Origin of the sequence: Flavobacterium panacagri, assembly GCF_030378165.1 — a bacterium.
Lineage (GTDB): Bacteria > Bacteroidota > Bacteroidia > Flavobacteriales > Flavobacteriaceae > Flavobacterium > Flavobacterium panacagri.
The window spans coordinates 4995685-5017561 of record NZ_CP119766.1; the positions used below are offsets into that span (position 1 = coordinate 4995685).

General features: G+C 33.9%; 18 protein-coding genes. 16 read left to right on the top strand and 2 right to left on the bottom strand.

Going from position 1 to position 21877, the window contains the following annotated elements:
* The 15 genes from P2W65_RS21340 (at position 1) to P2W65_RS21410 (ending at position 18842) form a co-directional block, all read left to right on the top strand.
* On the top strand, positions 1-3165 hold the full coding sequence (locus P2W65_RS21340) for an efflux RND transporter permease subunit (RefSeq protein WP_289660981.1): 3165 nt from the start codon (positions 1-3) through the stop codon (positions 3163-3165).
* A gap of 329 nt (positions 3166-3494) precedes the next feature.
* A complete protein-coding gene (locus P2W65_RS21345) occupies positions 3495-4913 on the top strand; it encodes a TolC family protein (protein WP_289660983.1) in 1419 nt (472 codons plus the stop codon).
* Positions 4914-5282: 369 nt separating this feature from the next.
* Positions 5283-5888: a Crp/Fnr family transcriptional regulator gene (locus P2W65_RS21350; RefSeq protein WP_289660984.1), complete on the top strand. Its 606-nt coding sequence runs from the start codon at positions 5283-5285 to the stop codon at positions 5886-5888.
* 71 nt (positions 5889-5959) lie between these two features.
* A complete protein-coding gene (locus P2W65_RS21355; RefSeq protein ID WP_289660986.1) occupies positions 5960-6691 on the top strand; it encodes a GNAT family N-acetyltransferase in 732 nt (243 codons plus the stop codon).
* A gap of 399 nt (positions 6692-7090) precedes the next feature.
* Positions 7091-7471, top strand: coding sequence for a DoxX family protein (locus P2W65_RS21360; protein ID WP_179005423.1), 381 nt, complete (start codon positions 7091-7093; stop codon positions 7469-7471).
* Positions 7472-7483: 12 nt separating this feature from the next.
* Positions 7484-7693 (top strand): hypothetical protein, encoded by a 210-nt coding sequence (locus tag P2W65_RS21365; RefSeq protein ID WP_289660987.1) that lies wholly within the window; start codon positions 7484-7486, stop codon positions 7691-7693.
* Between the two features lie 175 nt (positions 7694-7868).
* Positions 7869-8378, top strand: coding sequence for a DinB family protein (locus P2W65_RS21370; protein ID WP_289660989.1), 510 nt, complete (start codon positions 7869-7871; stop codon positions 8376-8378).
* A gap of 25 nt (positions 8379-8403) precedes the next feature.
* Positions 8404-8871, top strand: a complete 468-nt coding sequence (locus P2W65_RS21375) for a DUF1440 domain-containing protein (RefSeq protein WP_289660990.1) — start codon at positions 8404-8406, stop codon at positions 8869-8871.
* Between the two features lie 346 nt (positions 8872-9217).
* Complete coding sequence (locus tag P2W65_RS21380) at positions 9218-11488, top strand: glycosyltransferase (RefSeq protein WP_289660992.1); 2271 nt, start codon at positions 9218-9220, stop codon at positions 11486-11488.
* 268 nt (positions 11489-11756) lie between these two features.
* Positions 11757-12515: an MlaE family ABC transporter permease gene (locus P2W65_RS21385; protein WP_179005415.1), complete on the top strand. Its 759-nt coding sequence runs from the start codon at positions 11757-11759 to the stop codon at positions 12513-12515.
* A gap of 2 nt (positions 12516-12517) precedes the next feature.
* The gene (locus P2W65_RS21390) at positions 12518-13297 is read left to right on the top strand and encodes an ABC transporter ATP-binding protein (protein ID WP_289660996.1); all 780 of its coding nucleotides are present in this window, start codon (positions 12518-12520) and stop codon (positions 13295-13297) included.
* A gap of 22 nt (positions 13298-13319) precedes the next feature.
* Positions 13320-14156 carry an MlaD family protein gene (locus P2W65_RS21395; RefSeq protein ID WP_179005411.1) on the top strand — a complete coding sequence of 279 codons (837 nt, stop codon included), beginning with the start codon at positions 13320-13322 and terminating at the stop codon, positions 14154-14156.
* A 152-nt stretch (positions 14157-14308) separates the two neighbouring features.
* On the top strand, positions 14309-17134 hold the full coding sequence (locus P2W65_RS21400; RefSeq protein ID WP_289661001.1) for an AsmA family protein: 2826 nt from the start codon (positions 14309-14311) through the stop codon (positions 17132-17134).
* Positions 17134-17646 carry a low affinity iron permease family protein gene (locus P2W65_RS21405; protein WP_289661004.1) on the top strand — a complete coding sequence of 171 codons (513 nt, stop codon included), beginning with the start codon at positions 17134-17136 and terminating at the stop codon, positions 17644-17646. The genes P2W65_RS21400 and P2W65_RS21405 overlap by 1 nt, the downstream gene beginning before the upstream one ends.
* Positions 17643-18842, top strand: a complete 1200-nt coding sequence (locus tag P2W65_RS21410; protein WP_289661006.1) for an NAD(P)/FAD-dependent oxidoreductase — start codon at positions 17643-17645, stop codon at positions 18840-18842. Before P2W65_RS21405 ends, P2W65_RS21410 begins: the two co-directional genes overlap by 4 nt.
* Positions 18843-18928: 86 nt before the next feature.
* Here the strand turns inward: P2W65_RS21410 and P2W65_RS21415 are convergent, their stop codons facing one another.
* Both P2W65_RS21415 and P2W65_RS21420 read right to left on the bottom strand, forming a co-directional pair.
* Positions 18929-19879: a bifunctional helix-turn-helix transcriptional regulator/GNAT family N-acetyltransferase gene (locus tag P2W65_RS21415; protein ID WP_289661008.1), complete on the bottom strand. Its 951-nt coding sequence runs from the start codon at positions 19877-19879 to the stop codon at positions 18929-18931.
* A 219-nt stretch (positions 19880-20098) separates the two neighbouring features.
* Positions 20099-21124, bottom strand: a complete 1026-nt coding sequence (locus P2W65_RS21420) for a helix-turn-helix domain-containing protein (protein ID WP_289661010.1) — start codon at positions 21122-21124, stop codon at positions 20099-20101.
* Positions 21125-21317: 193 nt separating this feature from the next.
* On the opposite strand from P2W65_RS21420, the gene P2W65_RS21425 reads away from it, so the two are divergent.
* Entirely contained in the window at positions 21318-21803 is a 486-nt protein-coding gene (locus P2W65_RS21425; RefSeq protein ID WP_289661013.1) for a DNA-deoxyinosine glycosylase, read from the top strand.
* Positions 21804-21877 lie beyond the last annotated feature (74 nt).

Sequence of the window (21877 nt, forward strand, 5' to 3'; positions counted from 1 at the left end):
ATGTTCAAAATATTTATACAAAGACCTGTACTGGCAACCGTAATTTCCATTTTATTGGTGATTCTGGGGGTATTGGGTTTAACTAAACTGCCTTTACAACAGTTTCCTGATATTGCGCCTCCATCGGTTTTGGTAACGGCGGTATATCCGGGAGCCAACGCAGAAACGGTTTTACGTTCTGTGGCACCTTCTATCGAAGAATCTATAAATGGTGTAGAAAACATGACTTATATGAGTTCTACAGCGAGTAACGACGGTACTTTGGCAATTACAGTTTTCTTTAAACTGGGTACAGATGCCGACCAAGCTGCGGTAAACGTACAAAACAGAGTTGCACAGGCAACGAGTCAGCTTCCTGCGGAGGTTGTACAGCAAGGTATTGTTACGGCAAAACAACAAAACAGTTTCATCATGGCAATTGGTATGTACACCGATGATGAATCAAAATACGATCAGACGTTTGTTGCCAACTATGCACAGATTAATATTATTCCAGAGTTAAAACGTATTCCGGGTGTAGGTTCTGCCAGTATTTTTGGTGGTGTAAAAGATTACTCTATGCGTGTTTGGTTGAATCCAACACAAATGTCAACTTATAAAGTGACGCCAAGCGAAGTTATGGGCGCGATTCAGGACAAAAGTTTGGAAGCGGCTCCAGGAAAATTTGGAGAGCGAAGCAAAGAAGTTTTTGAATACGTTATTAAATACAAAGGGAAATTAACTAAACCAGAAGATTATGAAAATATTGCTATACGTTCTAATGCAGATGGCTCAGTACTTCGCTTAAAAGATGTAGCTAGAGTTGAACTTGGTGCTTACTCTTATAACAGTTTAACGCGTTTAAATGGTAAAAAAGGAATTGTAATTGGGGTTATTCAGTTAGCTGGATCGAACTCAAATGATATTCAGATTGCCATTAACAAAATGATGGAAAAGGCTTCTAAAGATTTTCCAAAAGGCATAAAACACAATATTTTCTATAGTACAAAAGTATCTCTTGACCAATCTATCGAACAAGTTGAGCATACATTACTAGAAGCTTTTATACTGGTATTTATTGTGGTATTTATCTTCTTGCAAGATTTTAGATCAACATTAATCCCGGCTATTGCTGTACCTGTAGCAATTTTAGGAACGTTCTTCTTCATGCAGTTATTCGGATTTTCGATCAACCTTTTAACGCTTTTCGCATTAATTCTGGCGATTGGTATTGTGGTCGATGACGCCATTGTGGTAGTCGAAGCGGTGCATGCGAAAATGGAGCATAAACGTTTGTCTCCAAAAATCGCAACCCATGAAGCAATGCACGAAATAACGGGTGCTATTATCTCGATTACGCTGGTAATGGCTGCTGTATTCCTGCCGGTTGGTTTTATGGAAGGCTCAACAGGAGTTTTCTATCGTCAGTTTGCCTTTACGATGGCGATTGCAATTGTAATTTCGGCAGTAAATGCCTTAACATTAAGTCCAGCGCTTGCGGCATTATTCTTAAAAGATAATCACGGAGCACACGATCACGATGCGCCTTATGTGAAAAAAGGATTTAAAGAAAAATTCTTTACCGCTTTCAACAGCAGCTTTGAATCGTTGACAAATCGTTATGTGGGCGGACTTAAATTCTTAATCAGAAGAAAATGGTTGAGTTTAGGCGGATTAGCTTTAGTTGTTGTAGCAACTGCTGTAATGGTTAAAACAACTCCTGCAGGGTTTATTCCAACAGAAGATCAAGGATTTATTGCGATTGCAGTAAATACACCATCTGGAACATCATTGGACGGAACTCAAAAAGTTATGACCGAAGCGGAGAATACTTTAAGAGGTTTAGATGCTTCAAGATTCGTAACAGCGATTTCAGGTTTCAACTTATTGACGAATTCTACAAGTCCATCTTCTGCAGTTGTATTCGTATTGCTTAAACCAAACGAAGAACGCGGCGAAGTAAAAAACATTGACGAAATCATGAATCAGGTTCGTGGTAAACTGGGCAGTATTTCTGGCGGAAGTTTCTTCGTATTCAGTTTCCCAACTGTTCCTGGATTTAGTAACGTTGAGGCTTTAGATTTGGTTCTTCAAGATAAAACGGGAGGAAAACTGGACAAATTCAGTGGAATTTCTCAAAACTTTATCGGCGAATTAATGAAACGTCCAGAAATTGCAGTTGCCTTTACTTCTTTTAAAGCCGATTATCCACAATTGCAATTGGAAGTTAATGATGAAAAAGCAAATCAACTCGGTGTTAATGTAAAAGACATTTTACAAACCATGCAGGCTTATTTTGGTAGCGCACAAGCATCTGACTTTAACCGTTTTGGTAAATATTACCGAGTTGTTGTTCAGGCTGATATCGAAGACCGAGCAGATCCAACAGCAATTGACAGAGTTTTTGTAAAAAACAAAACAGGCGAAATGGTGCCAATAAATACTTTAGTAAAACTAACTCGTATTTATGGTTCTGAAACTGCTTCTAGATATAATTTATTTAACTCAATTTCTATTAATGCGATTCCGAAACCAGGATTTAGTTCCGGAGATGCCATTAAAGCAATTGAAGAAGTAGCAGCACAACAATTACCTGCAGGTTACGGGTTTGAATTCTCGGGCCAAACTCGTGAGGAGATTTCTTCCGGAGGGCAATCGGCTACAATTTTCTTACTGTGTTTGATATTCATTTATTTCCTACTTGCTGCACAGTATGAGAGTTATATCCTTCCTCTAGCGGTTATTTTATCAATCCCTGCAGGTATTTTTGGAGTATTCGTTGCTATTGGTTTAACTGGAATTGAAAACAACATTTACGTACAAGTTGCTCTTGTCATGCTGATCGGATTGCTCGCTAAAAATGCCATCTTAATTGTGGAATTTGCAGTGCAAAAACGAAAATCAGGAATGGCGTTAGTTAAAGCTTCAATCGATGCTGCCAAATTACGTTTGCGACCAATTATAATGACGTCTCTTGCCTTTATTGTTGGTTTAGTACCAATGATGAGCGCCAAAGGGCCATCAGCTCAAGGTAACCACTCTATTAGTATTGGTGCCGCCGGAGGTATGATTTCAGGAGTAATTCTAGGTTTGTTTATCATTCCTGTTTTATTCATCATCTTCCAACATTTACAAGAAAAGGTTTCTGGAAAACCAGTTGCCGTAATTCATAACGAAGAAAAATAATAATGGAAAACTATATCACAACCATACTTGTTGCCATCATATTTGGCATCGGATATATATCGTACAGAATCTCAAAAGATCTAGAAACTAGAAAAGATACTTGTACAGAAATTTAACCCTTTGCGTGAAAAAATGTTTTTAACACATAGAGACATAGTTTTTTTGTCTATGTCTAACAAAAGAGAGCAAAAGAAACAAGTTTCCACACATAGCTAAACTATGTGCATTTAAACAAGTGAAACGCCTTTTTTAAATCCTCAAAAAACTATGTTTCTATGTGTTTAAAAAACTAAACCCTAAGGATAAAAAAAAATTAATAAAAAGACTAAATGAAAAATCATATAACCAAAATCGTGGTCTTCGCCATTCTGATCACGACTTTAATATCCTGTAAAGTTTCGAAGGATATTGAAACTCCAAAAGATGCATTTCCTGAGAATTTCAGGAATGCATCAGTTTCGAGTGATACAACCAGTATTGCCGATGTGGAGTGGAAAAATTTCTTTACAGAAAAAGATATTATAAAATTAATCGACAGCGCCGTTGCGAGAAACAACGACCTTCAGATTGCCGAAAAGAACATTGAAATTGCACAATACAGATTCACTCAATCAAAATGGGGAAATGTACCTCAGGTTAATTTATTTGTAAACGCAAGTACAAGCAATCCGTCTGACAATAGTTTTACGGGATTGAACTTAAATCAGGCAATTGGAGCTAAACATATAGACGACTATTCTGCTGGAGCTTCTCTTTCTTGGGAGGCTGATATTTGGGGAAAGATCAGAAACCAAAAGAAAGGGGCTTACGCGGGATATTTACAATCTGAAGAAGTAAAAAAAGCATTGCAGACCAATATCGTTGCCAATGTTTCAAGAGGATATTATAATCTTTTGATGCTGGATGCGCAATTGGATATTGCCAGACAAAATCTTCGTTTAAACGATAGTACAACCAATATTATCAAATTAAAATACGATGCTGGTCAGGTAACTACTTTGGCGATTCAACAATCGGAAGCACAGAAATTAAACTCAGCGCAATTGATTCCGTTATTGGAACAGAATATTTCGATTCAGGAAAATGCTTTGAGTGTTTTGACAGGTTCGTTTCCAAATTCAAAAGAAAGATCAGTTAAGTTAAGCGCACTTGAAGTAAAACACAATACAGCAATCGGAATTCCCTCTTCATTAGTAAGCAGAAGACCAGACGTAAAAAGTGCCGAATTAGCTCTTAAAGCTGCCAACGCAAATGTTGGAATCACAAAAGCCGATTTATATCCGGCTCTAAGAATTACAGCTCAAGGTGGATTAAATTCTTTCGAAACCAGCAATTGGTTCAACATTCCGGCTTCTTTATTCGGAACTGTTGCGGGAGGTTTAACACAACCGCTTTTGAACAATAAAAGAGTGAGAACACAATATAATATCGCTGTTGCAGAAAGAGAAAAAGCTGTTTTAGCTTTTAGACAACAAGTTTTGGTTGCTGTAAGCGAAGTTTCAGATGCTTTGGTTAAAGTAGAGAAATTACAACAGCAGGAAACTTTCTTAAAAGAAAAAGTAAAAACATTACAACAAGCCATTAAAAATGCCAACCTTTTGTTCAAAAACGGTATGGCAGAATATCTTGAGGTTTTAACCGCTCAGGCTAATTTATTACAAAGCGAATTGGAACTTGCTGACATCAAAAGACAACAACTTACAGCTAATACAGATTTGTACCGCGCTCTAGGCGGAGGCTGGAAATAATACCTGTTACATTACCCGTTAATTATTTATTTTTTGAGATGAAAACGCTGTGAGACCTTTGAGTTTCATGGCGTTTTTTAGTTTTTTGCCGCGAAGGCGCTAGGGCGCGAAGTTTTTTTTAAGTCTCTCGCAGATTTTGCTGATTGTGGAGATTTATTCTCAATTTTTTGTCAATTTCGACGAAGGAGAAATCTCCGCGAGAAACTCTACAAAGATTGGACTCTCGTTGCGGAGCTACTTGTGAAGATTTCTCCTTCGTCGAAATGACAAAATTGCGGTTATTTCTTTATTTTTGAATAGTAAATCTAGTGCCTTAAAAAAATAAAAACTTTGTGCCTTAGCGTCTTCGCGGCAAAACCAAACCAATCTATGACTTTCAATCCAGAAATATACCTCAACAATCTAAAACAAACCATCGAAAGTTATTACCCACTTTCTGATCAGTCTTGGAAACAGATTGAAAGTACTACACATTTCCAAACGCTTAAAAAAGGAGAAACGCTATTACAAAATGGAGAAATTGCTAAAAATCTTCATTTCATTGCGAAAGGTGTTTTAAGAGCTTTTATAACAGATCAGCAGGGAAATTTCTATAACAAAAACCTTTTTATGGAAAATTATTTTGCAGGTTCTAAAGTTTCTTTGATGCTCCAAACTCCGTCCAATTTTACAATTGAAGCTTTGGAAGATTCCGTTGTAATCAACATCAATTATAAAAAATATATGGAGCTGATTTACCAAAATGACGATCTCAAAAACTTCTATATCGCTCATTTAGAAAAAAATTGGATTATTGATAAGGAACAAAGAGAAGTCGCCTTGGTCATGCAAAACGCAACCGAAAGATATATCAACCTTTTGGCGAAACATCCTACTATTGCAGATCGTGTTCCGTTATTGCATATTGCTTCTCATTTAGGAATTACGCCAACACAGTTAAGCCGAATCAGAAAAAGTCTTGAAAAAGATTTGTAAATCAACATATGTAAAGGTTTTTCTAAAAGACCAGAATTATCTTTGCTTTATAATTCAAACTTGTTATTACAATGCACACTATAAACCTCATCAAAGATAATATTGACAATCTTACCACACTTTGGAAAACCGTTGCAACTCCTCTCCTTTCCTATCATAAAAATGATCCTTTTGAATTTTCTCAAATCAAAAATTCAGGCTGGCCCAATAGATTATGGTCTCGAGAAGATATTACCGAAGAAAGTTTTCAGCAGATTCTAGAAACCATGGAGAAAAATCCAGGTTTGGTGGTTCCATATTGGGATATTTTCGGAAGTAATTCTAAAGAAATTTTCGAAAAGAATGGCTTTCATATTCGAATTCAGCTTGTCGCAATGGCTTTAAAACTGCGAGAAAAATTCCCACTTCAAAGCGACCTTACTTTTAAAAGAGTTTTAAATGAGGAAGATGCTAAAACTTGGTCAGATATTTATCCGCTTTCTTTTAGTTATGTGATCAGCAAAGAAACGTTGGTGGCTAATTACGAAAATGTGAAGTTTTATCTGGTTCATTTAGAAGGAAAAGCAATTGGAACATTAACTCTTTTCCAAACCGAAAAAACAATGGGAATTCACGGTGTCGGCGTTATTCCTGAAATGCGTAAAAAAGGTTTCGCCGAAGAAATCATGAAATTTGCTATCAACGAAGCTATTGATGCCAATTGCGAATATGCACAATTACAAGCTTCAGCTTTAGGAAAAGGTATTTATACAAGATTGGGTTTTGAAGATTTGTTTACGATTACGAATTACCAACTCGCGTAAATTCCAAATTTTAAAATCCAAATTCAAATTAATCAAACTGTTAAATCTCTCGCAAAGAAACGAAGTCGCAAAGTTTTATTTTTAAACCACAGATTAAAAAAGATTAAAGGATTTGTTTCCCGCAGATTTGGCAGATTGAGCAGATTAGATTTTTAAGCCCGAAAATAAATAATCTGCTCAATCTGCCAAATCTGCGAGAGCTAAAAAACTTTGCTACTTCGTTTCTTTGCGAGAACTATTTTCAATTTAAAGTCTATCCCGAGGCTTTGCGACTAAAATCTAAAATCAGCATCTTGTCCAAAATGCCCCGAAAATAGTCGCAAATGTGTATTTCGTATAAAATAAAACATTATTAGATTTGTAATACATTAACTAATAATCATTTAAAACAAATACCCAATGAAAACAACCAAAATCATTTTCTGGACTACTACCATCCTTATCTTTTTATTTGAAGGTGTTATGCCGGCTTTAACTTCTCAGACTGAATTAGCGAAAGAAGGAATAAAACATCTTGGCTATCCGGAATACTTCGGAAATGCATTAGTCGTTTTTAAAATTCTTGGCGTTTTAGCTTTAATAATTCCACAAGTTCCAGGACGTATTAAAGAATGGGCTTATGCTGGATTTGCATTCGACTTTATTTTTGCATCAATCAGCCACTTTGCGGTAGACGGAATTGATTTTCAAGGTTTCTTCCCACTAATTGTTCTTGCCATTTTAGTAGTTTCTTATGTGACTTATCATAAAATACAGCGTTATAATAATATCGCGCTCTAAAACTCAAACTTTATGATTGAAGTTTTTAAAACCAATGTTCAGGAAGAGTCTCAATGCCAACTTATCATTGAGCTTCTTCTGGAACATTATCCACACAGTTCAATCAACTTTGATTTAGAAGATTGTGACAAAATTTTACGTGTTCATGCCAATAAAATATCGAATGCCAAAATTATTTCGATCCTAAATTTTCATGGCTATTCCTGTGAAGTGCTTCCTTAAAAAACAAAGCTTACAAACAATTCATTTTTAGTATTTTACAATTATTTGTCGTATATTTGAAATACTATCATTCCCCTAATTCTATAAATTTAATTTGACAAAAATGTACTGTGGGTTCTTTTTAACTCATAGGTTTGCATTTGCTGTCGATTCTCTAATTTCTAAATTAAATAAGATGAAAAGTGCTGTCCAAAATACTATTTTAGAAACCTACACTAAGTTGAATGATATTCTTGAATATTTTTCTCCAGAAGAAATTAATGTAGTTCCCATTGAAGGAAGCTGGACTGGCGGACAAACGGTACAGCATATTATTTTGGCATGTTCTGGAATTCCGATGTTATTTGCTGGAAAAACCGAAAAAACAACTCGTAAACCAGATGAAAATGTCAAACAACTCGATGCTATATTTTTAGACTTTACTACCCAATACCAATCTCCCGAAAATATAAAACCTCCTGAAATTGATTATGAAAAAAGTACTTTGACGGCTTCTGTCAAAAAGATTCAAAATGATTTGTTTGAAGCGGCAGAAACTTACGATTTAACATTGATTTGTCTGGATGCTAAAATTCCTGGTTTTGAAAATTTCACTATTTATGAGTGGCTTCACTTTGCCATAGTGCACACACAAAGACATACGCATCAGTTAAAATCGATTTATGAAATTCTCAAGAAAAAATAACTAGCAGTAACCAAAACCAATTTTTATGAGATCAAAAGTCAAAACCATAGTTTCATCTGGTTTAGTAGCCGGTACATTAGATATTACAGCCGCTATTTTAATTTATTCCGTGATTCTTCATAAAACAACAGCCGAAAAAATCCTGCGGTCTATCGCAAGCGGTATCTTTAAAAAAGAAGCCTATACCAGCGGAATAGAGATGACTTTTTTTGGACTGGGTCTTCATTTCTTAATTACTTTTATATTTGCCTGGTTTTATTTTAAGATCTTTCCTTATATTCCGTTCTTTAAAATAAATACATTATTATCCGGAATCGCTTATGGTTTCTTTATCTGGGTGGTAATGAATTTACTTGTACTTCCGATAGTTTTTCCTGTTTTGCCAGAAAAGAATTTAGACTTTGCATTATTGCTTTCCATATTGCTTGTAATTTTTTGTGTTGGTGTACCCATAGCTTTTATAACACGCATATATTACGCTAAATGGTATTAAAATCTTAAAAAAAAGTCAATTTCTCATTTCTTTATTTCCTACAAATACCATTTATTTCAAAAGTGCTATTTTTTAACAAAAAATTTAGCGAAACACCTGTTTAACAAAGGTTTCAGGATTATTTTGGATTCTTACAGAATTACCATGTCTAAGCTTTTGAGTTAATTTTTTGATCGATTGGATTAATCGTCCCTTTATCACTAAAGTAATTTTATCTAAAATTATTTACGGCGACAAAATCAGATGAAAATATGCTGTATCTAATTTTTAATGGCGCTGCTGACTATCCTATTGAGTAGCATTTCTGAACCTTGACGTGTTATTAACCGAACAAAAATTAATCCTCATGAAAACAATATCAAATAAATCAAAAATAGTTTTTTTATCTACTTTTCCGCCAACGCAATGCGGCATAGCAACTTATACTCAAGATACCATTAAAGGAATTACAGATGTTTACGGTAAATCTATTCAATGCGAAATTTGTGAACTTGTTTTTGAACCAAAAGAACATCCTACACAAGCTTATACCCTGAACACAAAAAACAGAGAAGAATATGCTAAAGTAGCTGAAGAAATCAATAAAGACGAAGCTGTAAAATTAGTTCACATTCAGCATGAGTTTGGTTTGTTTTCAGGGAATTACGGAGATCATCTTTTAGATTTTTTAAATGCCATAAAAGTACCTGTTACCTATACTTTTCACAGCGTCATTCCAAATCCAAATGACGAATTGAAAACATTTGTAAAACTGCTTTTGACTTATAGCAACTCGGTTTTTGTAATGACCAATAAATCTAAAGAAATCCTAATTAACGACTACGATATCAATGAAGAAATAATTACTTGCGTGCCTCACGGAACTCATATCGTTGTTTATGAAACTCCAGAAACGGCAAAAGAAAGATTAAACATTCAGGACAGATTAGTATTATCTACTTTCGGACTTTTAGGCGAAGGGAAAAATATAGAAACAGGATTACAGGCGCTTCCAAAAATTGTAGAAAAAGCACCAAATGCTTTGTATCTAATTATTGGCAAAACACATCCTAATTTAATTAAAGACGGGAAAGATCCTTATCGTGATACATTGGAAGGCATTGTTAAAGAATTAAAGCTTGAAAATAATGTTCGTTTCGTAAATCAATATTTAGATACTGATGAACTTTTAGAGTATTTGAAAGCTACAGATATTTATATGTTTACCTCTAAAGATCCAAATCAGGCGGTTAGCGGCACTTTTTCTTATGCGATGGGTTGTGCTTGTCCGATTGTAGCTTCTAAAATTCCGCATACCACAGAAGTTCTAACTGCAGATTCTGGAATTTTATGTGATATTGGAAATCCAGATCAATTTGCAGCTGCAGCTATTAAATTAATTGAAGATGAAAACTTGAGACATGAAATGGGGATTAATTCATTTACCAAAATGAGAGCCTCTTCATGGGAAAATGTTGCAATCACACAAATGAATACGTATAAAAAATTAATTGAAAATCCGGCAGAAATAAAATTCAGTTATCCTGACATTCAATTACGACATATCAAAAAACTAACAACAGAATTAGGTATTATCCAATTCAGTAAAATTTCAATTCCAGATTTAGAGTCTGGATATACGCTTGACGATAACGCCAGAGCATTAGTTGCTTTCTGTATGCATTACAAACAAACTCAGGATAAAGAAGATTTAGGTTATATTTTAATCTATTTAGATTTTATTCAACGCTGCCAGCAGCCAAAAGGAAATTTCATCAATTACGTAGATCAGGAAAATCGTGAACATGTGGAGCAAAATGCCGAAGTGAATTTAGAAGATTCAAACGCAAGAGCCATCTGGGCTCTAGGAACTGTAGTTTCGATTTCAGATATTCTTCCTGAAGCGATTTCTAAAAAGGCAGCAAAATGTTTACTGCATTCTTTAAAATGGGCAGAAACCATTCAATCTCCACGCTCAATAGGATTTGCAACTAAAGGTTTGTATTTATATCATTCCACAATTCCTAATTTGTATGTAGCCGCAATTATCAATAAACTAAATGCAAAACTACTGGCCAATTACGAGGATACGGCAACAGAAGACTGGCAGTGGTTTGAAAATTATCTAACATACGGAAATGGAATTCTTCCAGAATCAATGCTTTATGCTTATTTAATTACAAACAAACCCGTTTACAAGAAAGTAGCTTTAGATTCGTTAGATTTCTTAATTTCTAAAACGTTTCCAAACGGAAATTTTAAAGCCATATCCAATCAAAGTTGGCATCACAAAGGATCAGAACCGCAAGAATACGGAGAACAACCAATTGATGTAACGTACACAATTATGACTTTAAATGCATTTTATAATGAATTTAAAACACCGCAGTACAAAAAGAAAATGAAAGCGGCTTTTAACTGGTTTTTAGGTAAAAATCATTTGAACCAGATTATGTATAATCCAGTAAGCGGCGGTGGTTATGACGGACTTGAAAAACACAATGTAAATTTAAATCAAGGTGCCGAATCTACAGTTTGCTATTTAACAGCGAGATTATTAATGGAGAAATTAGCCATGTCACAATCTAAAGTGATTCCGTTAATAAAAAACCGATCAGGAATTGCTATCAATTCATAAAGTATAAAGGCGAAGCTAGCCAAATACCTCTCTTTTAAAACCCGGAAAATCCCTTTCTTAATGAAAGGGATTTTTTGTTTACGGAAAAAAGCAACGCAAGTTTGTTTCAATTATTGTGCATTTATGAAAATTATATAAGGCTGTGTAAAATTTGTGTAAAATTTTTTAACAAGTATTGAGCTAACTTTCCTATATAATTCAGTCAGTCCCAAAAACTGTTAAAGAATTGATTTTCATTTTAAAAACATTCATCTAAAACAAAAACATTTTGATTCTCAACCTAAAAAATACATTTGCCGAAATTGGAGAAACTACTTTGTTCGCCAAAAAGTTTTTTAAGGAGGTTTTTATTCCGCCTTACGAAACTAGGGAGTTTTTGAAACAATGTTATGTTATTGGCTATAAATCACTTCCGTTGGTAGCTATTACAGGTTTTATTATGGGTTTGGTACTTACGCTTCAGTCAAGGCCGACTTTAGTGAAATTTGGTGCCGAAAGCTGGCTTCCTGGAATGGTAGCGCTTTCTTTAATTAGAGAAATTGCTCCTGTAATTACCGCCTTAATTTGTGCCGGAAAAATTTCATCAGGAATTGGCGCCGAATTAGGATCCATGAAAGTAACAGAACAAATAGACGCGATGGAAGTTTCGGCTGTTAATCCTTATAACTATCTAGTAGTGACAAGAGTTTTAGCCTGTACGCTAATGGTTCCCGTTTTAGTGTTCTTTGCAGATGCGATTGGAATAGTTGGTGGTTATGTAGGAATTAATATTCATGGAGATGTAAATTTCTATAGATACTTAACTCAAATTATTCAGTCATTGGAATTTTTAGATTTATTTCCAGCGACCATTAAAACCTTTTTCTTCGGATTTTTTATTGGAATGATTGGATGTTATAAAGGATTTAATGCTTCAAACGGAACCGAAAGTGTTGGACAAGCAGCAAACTCAGCAGTAGTTACAGCATCATTAAGCATTTTTATTATTGATATGGTTGCCGTTCAAATAACCGATTTATTTTTTTAAAAATGGACAAAGAAAAACTACATAAAGAACCTAAAACAAAAGAAAAAAAGCAGACTCCAATTATTGAAATTAAAGATCTGCATAAAACTTTTGGAAAAGACAATAAGATATTAAAAGGCGTTAATCTGACTTTGAATAAAGGAGAAGATTTAGTCGTTTTAGGTCGTTCTGGATCTGGTAAATCAGTTACCATCAAATGTATTGTAGGATTGATTGAGCCAGATAAAGGAGAAATTAAAGTGTTTGATGAAAACGTACTCAACATTTCCAAAAAAGAACTGAATGAAATCAGAGTGAGGATTGGCTTTTTGTTTCAAAGCGGTGCATTATATGATTCCATGTCAGTTCGGGAAAATTTGGCTTTTACCTTAACCAAACACAAACGAGATTTAAGTGCTGACGAAATCGAAAATGAAGTAATGGAAGCGCTTGAAAATGTCGGTTTAGCTGATGCTATTGATAAAATGCCGTCAGAACTTTCAGGCGGTATGAGAAAAAGAATCGGCTTGGCGCGAACTTTAATCTTAAAACCAGAAATTATTTTATACGATGAACCTACAACAGGTTTAGACACTATAACATCAAGAGAAATCAGCGAATTGATACTTGATATTAAACACAAACAAAAAACATCTGCAATTATCATCACGCATGATATGGCTTGTGCAAAATTAACTGCCGATCGAATCATTGTTTTAAAAGACGGTGTCATACATGCCGAAGGAACTTACGAAGAATTAGAAAAAGACGAAGACGAATGGGTACGCTCATTTTTTGAATAAAGCAAAATAAAAAATAGAAATCATGGAAAAGCAATCGGGATATACTTGGAAATTAGGAATGTTTGTAACAATAGGTTTACTGCTTTTTATAATGGCCGTATATTTTATTGGAAAACAAAAAAACCTTTTCGGTTCAACCTTTCATATTACTTCTCAGTTTAAAACGGTCAGCGGTCTGGAAGTCGGAAATAATGTTCGTTTCTCCGGAATTAATGTTGGAACTGTCGAACAAATTCAATTAAAAAATGACTCCACTGTAATCGTGGTTTTGGTCATGAAAGAAGATGTCCGCAAATTTATTAAAACAGATGCAACAGCCAGCATTGGTTCAGACGGACTTATGGGCGATAAAGTTTTGACTATTTCTCCTGGTACAAAGTCACAGCAAATTATTGGAGACAATGGCGTAATAGCTTCTGTTGACGGAATTGAAATGCATGACATTATGAAAAGTGTTAAAAAGAGTGTCGATAATATCGGCGTAATTTCAGATGAAATAGCGATTTTCAGCCATAGTATGAATAATGGAAACGGAGCCCTTGCTCGTTTGGTTAAAGATGATAAAATGGCCAACAGCGTTTCGAATACTCTTTCGAACCTGGAGTCTGGTACAAAGGGTTTCAGCGATAATATGGAAGCAGCTAAAAGCAACTTTCTTCTAAGAGGTTACTACAAGAAAAAAGAGAAAGAAAAAGCAAAAAAACAAGAAGAAATAAAGGAGAAAAAAGAAGAACAACAAGAAAAAGCTGCTAAAGAAAAAGAAAAGAAAGAGAAAGAACAACAAGAGAAAGCTCAAAAAGAAAAAGAGGAAAAACAAAAACAGGAAGAAGCTAAAAAAGCTGAAACTGAAAAGAAATAATTTTCATTATAACATTGAAAGTTAAGATTTGGAAGTTGGAATTCCAAACCGTTTATAACGAACAGTTCTATATTACAACTTTTTAGTTTAAAATTCTGACAAAAATCTTCTATTTTTAATCAGCTGTTTTAAACAGCAAAAACTTACAATACATGCCTACTTCATTTAAACATACCGCCTTAAAAGTTTTAAAGATTACCGGAATTACAATTGCGGTAATCTTGTTTTTGCTATTTATAATTCCGATGTTGTTTCCTGGTAAAATTGCTTCGGAAGTAAAGAAAATTGCTAACGAACGATTGGATACCAAGTTGGATTTTACCAAATCTAAGCTTTCGTTTTTTACTCATTTCCCATCCCTCACTGTTTCTTTAGATAATTTGTCTTTAACGGGTTCTAAACCTTTCAGCAATGATACTTTATTGAAAGCTGATGAAGTTGCTTTCGGAATCAATTTACAACGTTTGATTTTTGACAATGAAGTCAAAATCAATAAACTCTATGTTTCTGATGCCTTAATTAATGTAATGGTAAACGAAAAAGGTCAAGCCAATTACAATATTTATGTGGCGCCAGAAGACCGAAAAGATGAAAAAGAAGATCCAAATGCTCCTGAAGAAGGAACCGCAATAAGATTAGAAAGAATCGATTTAAAAAACTGTCATGTAAAATACAATGATCGTTCCGCTAAAATCTTAGTTGATGCTAAAGGATTTAATTACGTTGGAAAAGGAAATTTAAGCGAAGATATTTTTGATCTGGCGACAGATGCCAGAATCGATAACTTAGATTTCTTTTATGATAGAACGGGTTATTTAAGGAGGAAAAAAGTACAAGCCGATTTAATTACCCGAATCAATACGCATTCGCTTTCGTTTATTCTTCAAAAAAATGAATTAAAAATCAATAAACTGCCTTTAAAATTTACTGGGTTATTTACCATTTTAAGAGACGGATACAAAATCAATATTAAAGCGGCTTCAGAGAATACAACTGTCAAAGATTTATTGTCTGTAATGCCTCCTGAATATTTGACTTGGCTAGAGAAAACAGAAATTTCGGGACGAAGTGACTTATTACTGACCTTTAAAGGAGATTACAATGTTCCTAAAAAACAAAAACCAAATTTAGCTTTCAATCTCAAAATTAATGAAGGCTCCGTTAATTACAAAGACGCACCTGTTCCATTAAAAGATTTTCAGATGGATCTAAATGCTATTCTTCCGTCTTTAGATACCGAACAACTTTTAGTAAATCTTAGAACCTTGAAATTTAAAGTGGGCGAAAAAGATTATTTCAATGCTTATCTGCACAGTAAAGGTTTAAGTGAAATGAACATCAATGCCAGTGTAAAAGGAGATCTAGATTTAGCTGTTGTTGATGCCGCACTAGGACTAAACAGTGTTGATTTAAAAGGAATTTTAAAAACGAATATACAAGCCAGAGGATTATTCAGCACTTCTAAAAAACTGTTTCCAAAAACGATTGGAGGCATCTCATTACGAAATGGCTGGCTGAAAACCGAATATTATCCAAACCCAATTACCAATATTACCTTTGTGGCTAATATGCTGAACAAAGCAGGAACTTTTCAGGATTTAATTGTGGCGGTCGCTCCTGCTTCTTTCACATTTGAAGGAAATCCAGTTTATGTAAATGCAACCTTATCTGACTTTAGTGATTTGGCTTATGATGCCAAAATTAAAGGCGAATTGAACGTAGGCAGAATTTATCAGGTTTTCTCTCAAAAAGGATTGGATCTAACGGGTTATGCCAAAGCCGATCTTTCGTTAAAAGGAAAACAAAGTTACGCCACGACTGGACAATATGATAAACTGGACAACAAAGGAACTTTGATTCTTAAAAATATAAAAGCAACTTCTGAATTATTCCCAAAAGCTTTTTTCATCAAACAGGGAAATTTCCGTTTTCAGAATGAGAAAATGTGGTTTGAGAAATTTAATGCTTCTTACGGAAAATCTGATTTTGATATTAACGGTTATCTTCTAAATACGATCAATTACTTTTTAGAATCTAACGGAACTTTAAGCGGTAATTTCAACTTAAAATCAAAACTGATCAATGTGGATGAATTTATGGCGCTTGAAGAAGGAGAAAATAAAGATCAAAAGACTGAAATTGAATATGCAAAAGAAGATCATCCAAAAATGAGCGGTGTTGTTATGATTCCGAAAAATTTAAATGTCTCTTTAACGGCAAATGCAGATAAAATCGAATACAACGGACTTATTTTCAATAAATTATCAGGAAAAATTGGTGTAAAAAAAGAAGGATTTTACTTAGAAAACACTACCTTTAATATCATTGACTGTATTTTAGGAATTAATGCCTCGTATAAAGACGAATCGCCTACAGCAGCACATTTTGACGCACACTTTACGGCAAAAGATTTTGATGTGCAGAGAGCATACAAAGAAATTCCGATGTTTCATGAGATGGTTACTGCAGCCGAAAAAGCCCACGGAATCGTTTCTGTCGACTATAAAATTAAAGGCGACTTAGACGGAAATATGAGCCCAATTTATGAATCTCTGCAAGGTGGCGGTACTTTGAATCTACGCGATGTAAAAATTAAAGGCCTAAAATTATTTGACGGAATTAGCTCTAAAACAGGACAAAATGGTTTGAATAATCCTGATATGAAAGGAATTGAAGTCAAATCAACAATAGATAAAAACCTAATTAATATTGAGCCATTTACCTTTACTGTAGCCAGCTTTAGGCCTACAATAAAAGGAACTACAAGCTTTGACGGACTTTTGGATCTTAAAATGCGTCTTGGACTTCCTCTTTGGGGAATTATTGGATTTCCAATTGTCATTACTGGAACTCATGAAGCTCCAAAAATTAAAATCTTCAGCAAAACTGGGCAAGAAATTAATCCTGCAGTTTATGATGAAAAACATAATAAAGTGATTCGCAAAGAAAAAGTAAGTAAACCCAAAGCAAAATCATAATGAAATCGAAATCACAACATAATAATAGTGCATTCGAAAAGTTTGCTACAAAAGTTTCTAAAGCTGCAGGAAGCACAACGGCTTTCATAAGTGCCTTTATTATAGTTGTAGCTTGGGCAGTTTCAGGGCCTATTTTCGATTATTCAGAAACTTGGCAGTTAGTTATTAATACGGGAACAACCATTATTACTTTCTTGATGGTTTTCTTAATTCAGAAAGCCCAAAATAAAGATTCACTTGCCATTCAGTTAAAATTAAATGAACTCGTTGCATCCAATGAATCATCCAGTAATAGTTTGGTAGATATTGAAAGTATGACCGAAGAGGAAATGATCATCATCCAGAAATATTACCATCGTTTAAGTGAATTAGCCAAAAAAGATGAAAGTATTAAAACTTCTCATTCTATAGCCGAAGCTCATGAACTTCATAATCGTAAGCAACAGAAAAATAATAAACCTATAAATAAAAAAACTACCAAAAGTCCCACCAAAAACAACACCAAAAAATGAAATTAAGTTCAACCGAAACTTATTGGCCTCTAAAAAATGCCATGAAGCACAGTTATCCCTCCATTGATACGGATCTCACTACTGATATTCTAATTATTGGCGGAGGAATTACTGGAGCGCTGACCGCTTATAAGCTGGTCAATGAAGGAAAAAGAATTATACTGGTAGACCGACGCGACGTTTGCGGAGGAAGCACCTCCGGAAGCACCGCATTGCTGCAGTATGAAATTGATGTCCCTTTACATCAGCTTATTAAACTACGAGGCGCCAAATGTGCTGTAGACAGTTACCAAAATGGCAAAAAAGCCATTTTTGATCTTCGCAATATTATTGATAATATTGGCTGCGACTGCGATTTTGAGTTTAAGAAAAGTATCTATTTTACCACCTTGAAAAAAGATGTTCCTTTTCTAAAAAATGAATACAAAATGCGAAAACAGCATGGATTTGAAATCAGCTGGCTGAGTCGATTTGAACTTCAAAAAATGGGTTTAAACGCCATTGCAGGCATCGAATCTAAAACAGCTGCTGTAATGGATCCTTTTAAACTAGCAAACGATCTTTTATATCACTGTCATCAAAAAGGAATGCAGATTTATGACCGTACAAACATAACTGCAATCCAGCATCAAAAAGGAAAAATTATCGCGCATACTGATTCTAAAAATACAATAACAGCCTCTCATATTATACACTGTACAGGTTATGAGAGCACGGAAACATTAAATGAAAAAGTAGTTGATTTAAAAAGCACCTATGTCATTGCTTCTGAAAGTCAGCCTGATCTTCCGGAACATTTTAAACATGCTATATTCTGGGATACAGCATCGCCCTATCATTACATCAGAACTACTGAAGACAATAGAATTATTATAGGCGGTGGCGACGAAGATTTTAAAGATGCTAGAAAACGAGATAAATTATTGCCTAAAAAAGAACAGTATCTTCTAAAGCAGTTTTTTAAGCGTTTTCCAGATCTTGATTTTAAAATTGATTACTCCTGGGCAGGAACTTTTGGAGAAACCAAAGACGGACTTCCCTATTTCGGAAAACCAAATCCAAGACGAAATGAACATTATATTTTGGGATTTGGAGGCAACGGAATTACGTTCAGCGTTATTGGAATGAATTCTATTCTGGATTCTCTCCACAATAAAAAAAATACAGATTTAGAGTATTATAAGTTTGGAAGGTAACTTTTTATAGATACAAAGGCCCAGAGTAACAAAGTGACAAAGGTTTTAACTATGTGTGGAAAGCCTTTGTCACTTTGAATCTCTTTTTAAAGAACTAACTCCATCTGAATATTGCATCTCTTATATGGCGTTTCCAATCCAAAAACTTTCTCAAAACCAAGTTTATAATATAGGTTTATTGCAGGTTTTAGAATGGTATTGCTTTCTAAATAGATTTTTTTTGCTCCCAGTTCTTTAGCTTTATCAGCAATTGCTTTTCCTAAAAGCCAGCCAATACTTTTTCCCTGCGCTTTTGGAGAAACAGCCATTTTTGCCATTTCAAAATCGTATTCCGAATTTTCCATTTTGATAAGAGCGCAGACGCCTACGGGTTCATTTTCATATAAAGCAACCAAGATTTTTCCACCTTTTTTCAAAATATATTCTTCAGGATTATCTAATGCTTTATAATCAGATTCTTCCATTTCAAAATATTTAGAAATCCATTCTACATTTAATGCTCTAAAGGCTTCTTTATATTTAGGCTCATATTCTACAATTTCTACATCTTTGCTTTCACGAAGTTTTTTCTGATCGCTCACTCTTTTAAACATTGACTTTTGACCTAATAAATGCTCCCATTCTTCCAGTGCCGCCCAAAGATTGTGTTTTGATTCTGAAATTAAACCATCAATAGCAACATCAATATCTTCTAACTGCTGCTGAATCGTTTTAGAAAGAGAAAGTCCTTTTGCAGTCAAAACGACATTATTTCTTCTTTTATCATCTGTTTTTAAACTTTCTTCTACTATTCCAGCATTCGTCATTTCTTGAATAATTTTACTGACAGAAGGCTGTGAATGACCAATTTCATTTGCAATTTCAGTAATTGTTAATTCTCTTTCTTCGGTCAAAACATAAAAAACAGGAAACCATTTCGGCACAAAATCAACACCGTACAATTCATAAATTTTAGAAGCATCATCTGTTATAGCTGCTGTCATTAATCGTAAACGACTTCCTAGAGCCGCTTTACCTACTTTATCAAAAAATTCCATAATAATTAATTATATAACTAGTTATACAAATGTATAATTTTTTTTAAATACTAAGCAAATGAGGTTCTAAGATTCTAAGTTTTTTAACTTAAAATTCTTAGAACCTCAGCGTTTATATATCATGCTTTAGAGCTAACGACTTTATATTTAATTATTTAGTTACTATTCTAATTCAAAACTTTGGATCTTAGCGTCTTAGAAGCTTAGTAACTTAGGCTTTTACGCCGTTATAGCCAACGAATTCAAATTAAACTTATACTCTTTTGGACTGCAGTTGAATTTTTGTTTGAAGATTTTTGAGAAATAACTTCTGCTCGTAAAACCGATACAATACACGATTTCAGAAATATTTAAATCAGAAGTTCTGATTAAGATTTCTGCTTTTAATACGCGCATATGTGTAATATAATCGTTGACTGTACGGTTGTGAATCATTTTAAATCCTTCCTGCAATTTATTTGGAGATAAACCTGATTTTTTGCTTAACGATTTTATTGAAAAAGCTTCTTCTGGACTTGTTTTTATAAATTCCGAAAGTTCTTTGATTTCTTCCATTTCTCTTAAAGTCAATCCATTTGAATCATTTGCAAAAGCATGTAAATCGTCTGAATGCTGTTGAATTTCCATTGCTAGAATAATTCTCATAATCCCTTCTTTTAATAAATTTCTAACAATTCCGCTTTGTGTAATCGAATTAAGTTGCTCGATTTTTTCGGCAATCTGTAAATTATAAGAACCAATATAAAAGAAATCCTGCACTAGATTATTTTCAAAAAAAGTATCCTTTACCTGTTGATTTAAAGAATGAGATTGAGTTATGGCATCAGTTTGAGTTCCAACAATAATTAAAGTCAGTTTGGTTTTCTTTCCTTTTTCAAAGTATAAAACATTATCCTGATTCTGTTTCGAAGTAACAATAGCCGTTTGAAACGTTTTTAATTTTCGTTCCTCTCCATTCAATCCGAAACTATGTGATAAATTTCCTTTAGAGCAATAGGCAAAATAAATAGGCGAAGACTTTACATTAAGGATATCCAATCGAACATCTGCTGAAAATGTCATATCAAACTGCACATAAGAAATATTATCATTAAAGGAAGCTCCAACAATAGAACCTTCTGCAAAACTGTTTTCGACTTCCAATGAGTATTCGTCTAAATCAAAAGCAACCTTACCTCCAAAATTAGCTTGAAGTTCATCAAATATATTCTGAGTTTTCTCTGTATTTATAGTAATAATTTTCATGACGATGGGATTTAAATTCTACATCTGCAAAACAAACTTTAAAACGAACTACCTTATTAGTATTTCTAAAAATCTGAATGTCAAAGTTCGCCCAATCACAGACCAAAAATGTTATATAATTTTCTGGTTTTGTTTTATAATTCCTTATTAATGCTTATTTTAACATAAATCAACAAACATCGGTTTATACAATATGAAAAGTTTTTCTTTTGCCCCAATAAGTTCAAAAAAATCTAAAATCTTAATTTTAGGTACGATGCCTGGAACAAAATCTTTAGAACTCAATCAATACTATGGACACAATCAAAACAATTTTTGGAAATTTCTATTCTCAATTCTCGAAGAAGAATTTTCATACGATTATGAAACTAGAAAAGAATTATTAATCAAAAAAAATATTGCCCTTTGGGATGTCTTACAATTTTGTGATCGTGTAGGCAGTTTGGACAGCGCTATCAAAAACGAAATTGCCAATGATTTTGAAAATTTTCTAGAAAATCATCCATCAATTAATGTTATAATTTTTAATGGACAAAAAGCAGCAGCCTTTTTTAAGAAATATGTCCATTTAAAGAAAGAATATAAACAAATCACTCTTCCATCTACCAGTCCCGCCAATGCTGGAAAGGCTTTTCAGGACAAATTGAATGAATGGAAAGTCATTAAAACCTTATTATAATAGTTCATTATTTATAAAATTAAAATCCAAATATTGGAATCATGTAACTTTTTCCGATTAAAATATAACAAATT

What these genes read in the sequence shown, in the direction of transcription:
- P2W65_RS21365 (WP_289660987.1), top strand. Translation starts at nt 7,484, where the DNA reads ATGATTGAAGTTTTTAAAACCAATGTTCAGGAAGAGTCTCAATGCCAA.
- P2W65_RS21390 (WP_289660996.1), top strand. Translation starts at nt 12,518, where the DNA reads ATGGACAAAGAAAAACTACATAAAGAACCTAAAACAAAAGAAAAAAAG.
- P2W65_RS21415 (WP_289661008.1), bottom strand. Translation starts at nt 19,879, where the DNA reads ATGGAATTTTTTGATAAAGTAGGTAAAGCGGCTCTAGGAAGTCGTTTA.
- P2W65_RS21410 (WP_289661006.1), top strand. Translation starts at nt 17,643, where the DNA reads ATGAAATTAAGTTCAACCGAAACTTATTGGCCTCTAAAAAATGCCATG.
- P2W65_RS21380 (WP_289660992.1), top strand. Translation starts at nt 9,218, where the DNA reads ATGAAAACAATATCAAATAAATCAAAAATAGTTTTTTTATCTACTTTT.
- P2W65_RS21360 (WP_179005423.1), top strand. Translation starts at nt 7,091, where the DNA reads ATGAAAACAACCAAAATCATTTTCTGGACTACTACCATCCTTATCTTT.
- P2W65_RS21350 (WP_289660984.1), top strand. Translation starts at nt 5,283, where the DNA reads ATGACTTTCAATCCAGAAATATACCTCAACAATCTAAAACAAACCATC.
- P2W65_RS21355 (WP_289660986.1), top strand. Translation starts at nt 5,960, where the DNA reads ATGCACACTATAAACCTCATCAAAGATAATATTGACAATCTTACCACA.
- P2W65_RS21400 (WP_289661001.1), top strand. Translation starts at nt 14,309, where the DNA reads ATGCCTACTTCATTTAAACATACCGCCTTAAAAGTTTTAAAGATTACC.
- P2W65_RS21340 (WP_289660981.1), top strand. Translation starts at nt 1, where the DNA reads ATGTTCAAAATATTTATACAAAGACCTGTACTGGCAACCGTAATTTCC.
- P2W65_RS21395 (WP_179005411.1), top strand. Translation starts at nt 13,320, where the DNA reads ATGGAAAAGCAATCGGGATATACTTGGAAATTAGGAATGTTTGTAACA.
- P2W65_RS21420 (WP_289661010.1), bottom strand. Translation starts at nt 21,124, where the DNA reads ATGAAAATTATTACTATAAATACAGAGAAAACTCAGAATATATTTGAT.
- P2W65_RS21370 (WP_289660989.1), top strand. Translation starts at nt 7,869, where the DNA reads ATGAAAAGTGCTGTCCAAAATACTATTTTAGAAACCTACACTAAGTTG.
- P2W65_RS21425 (WP_289661013.1), top strand. Translation starts at nt 21,318, where the DNA reads ATGAAAAGTTTTTCTTTTGCCCCAATAAGTTCAAAAAAATCTAAAATC.
- P2W65_RS21345 (WP_289660983.1), top strand. Translation starts at nt 3,495, where the DNA reads ATGAAAAATCATATAACCAAAATCGTGGTCTTCGCCATTCTGATCACG.
- P2W65_RS21405 (WP_289661004.1), top strand. Translation starts at nt 17,134, where the DNA reads ATGAAATCGAAATCACAACATAATAATAGTGCATTCGAAAAGTTTGCT.
- P2W65_RS21375 (WP_289660990.1), top strand. Translation starts at nt 8,404, where the DNA reads ATGAGATCAAAAGTCAAAACCATAGTTTCATCTGGTTTAGTAGCCGGT.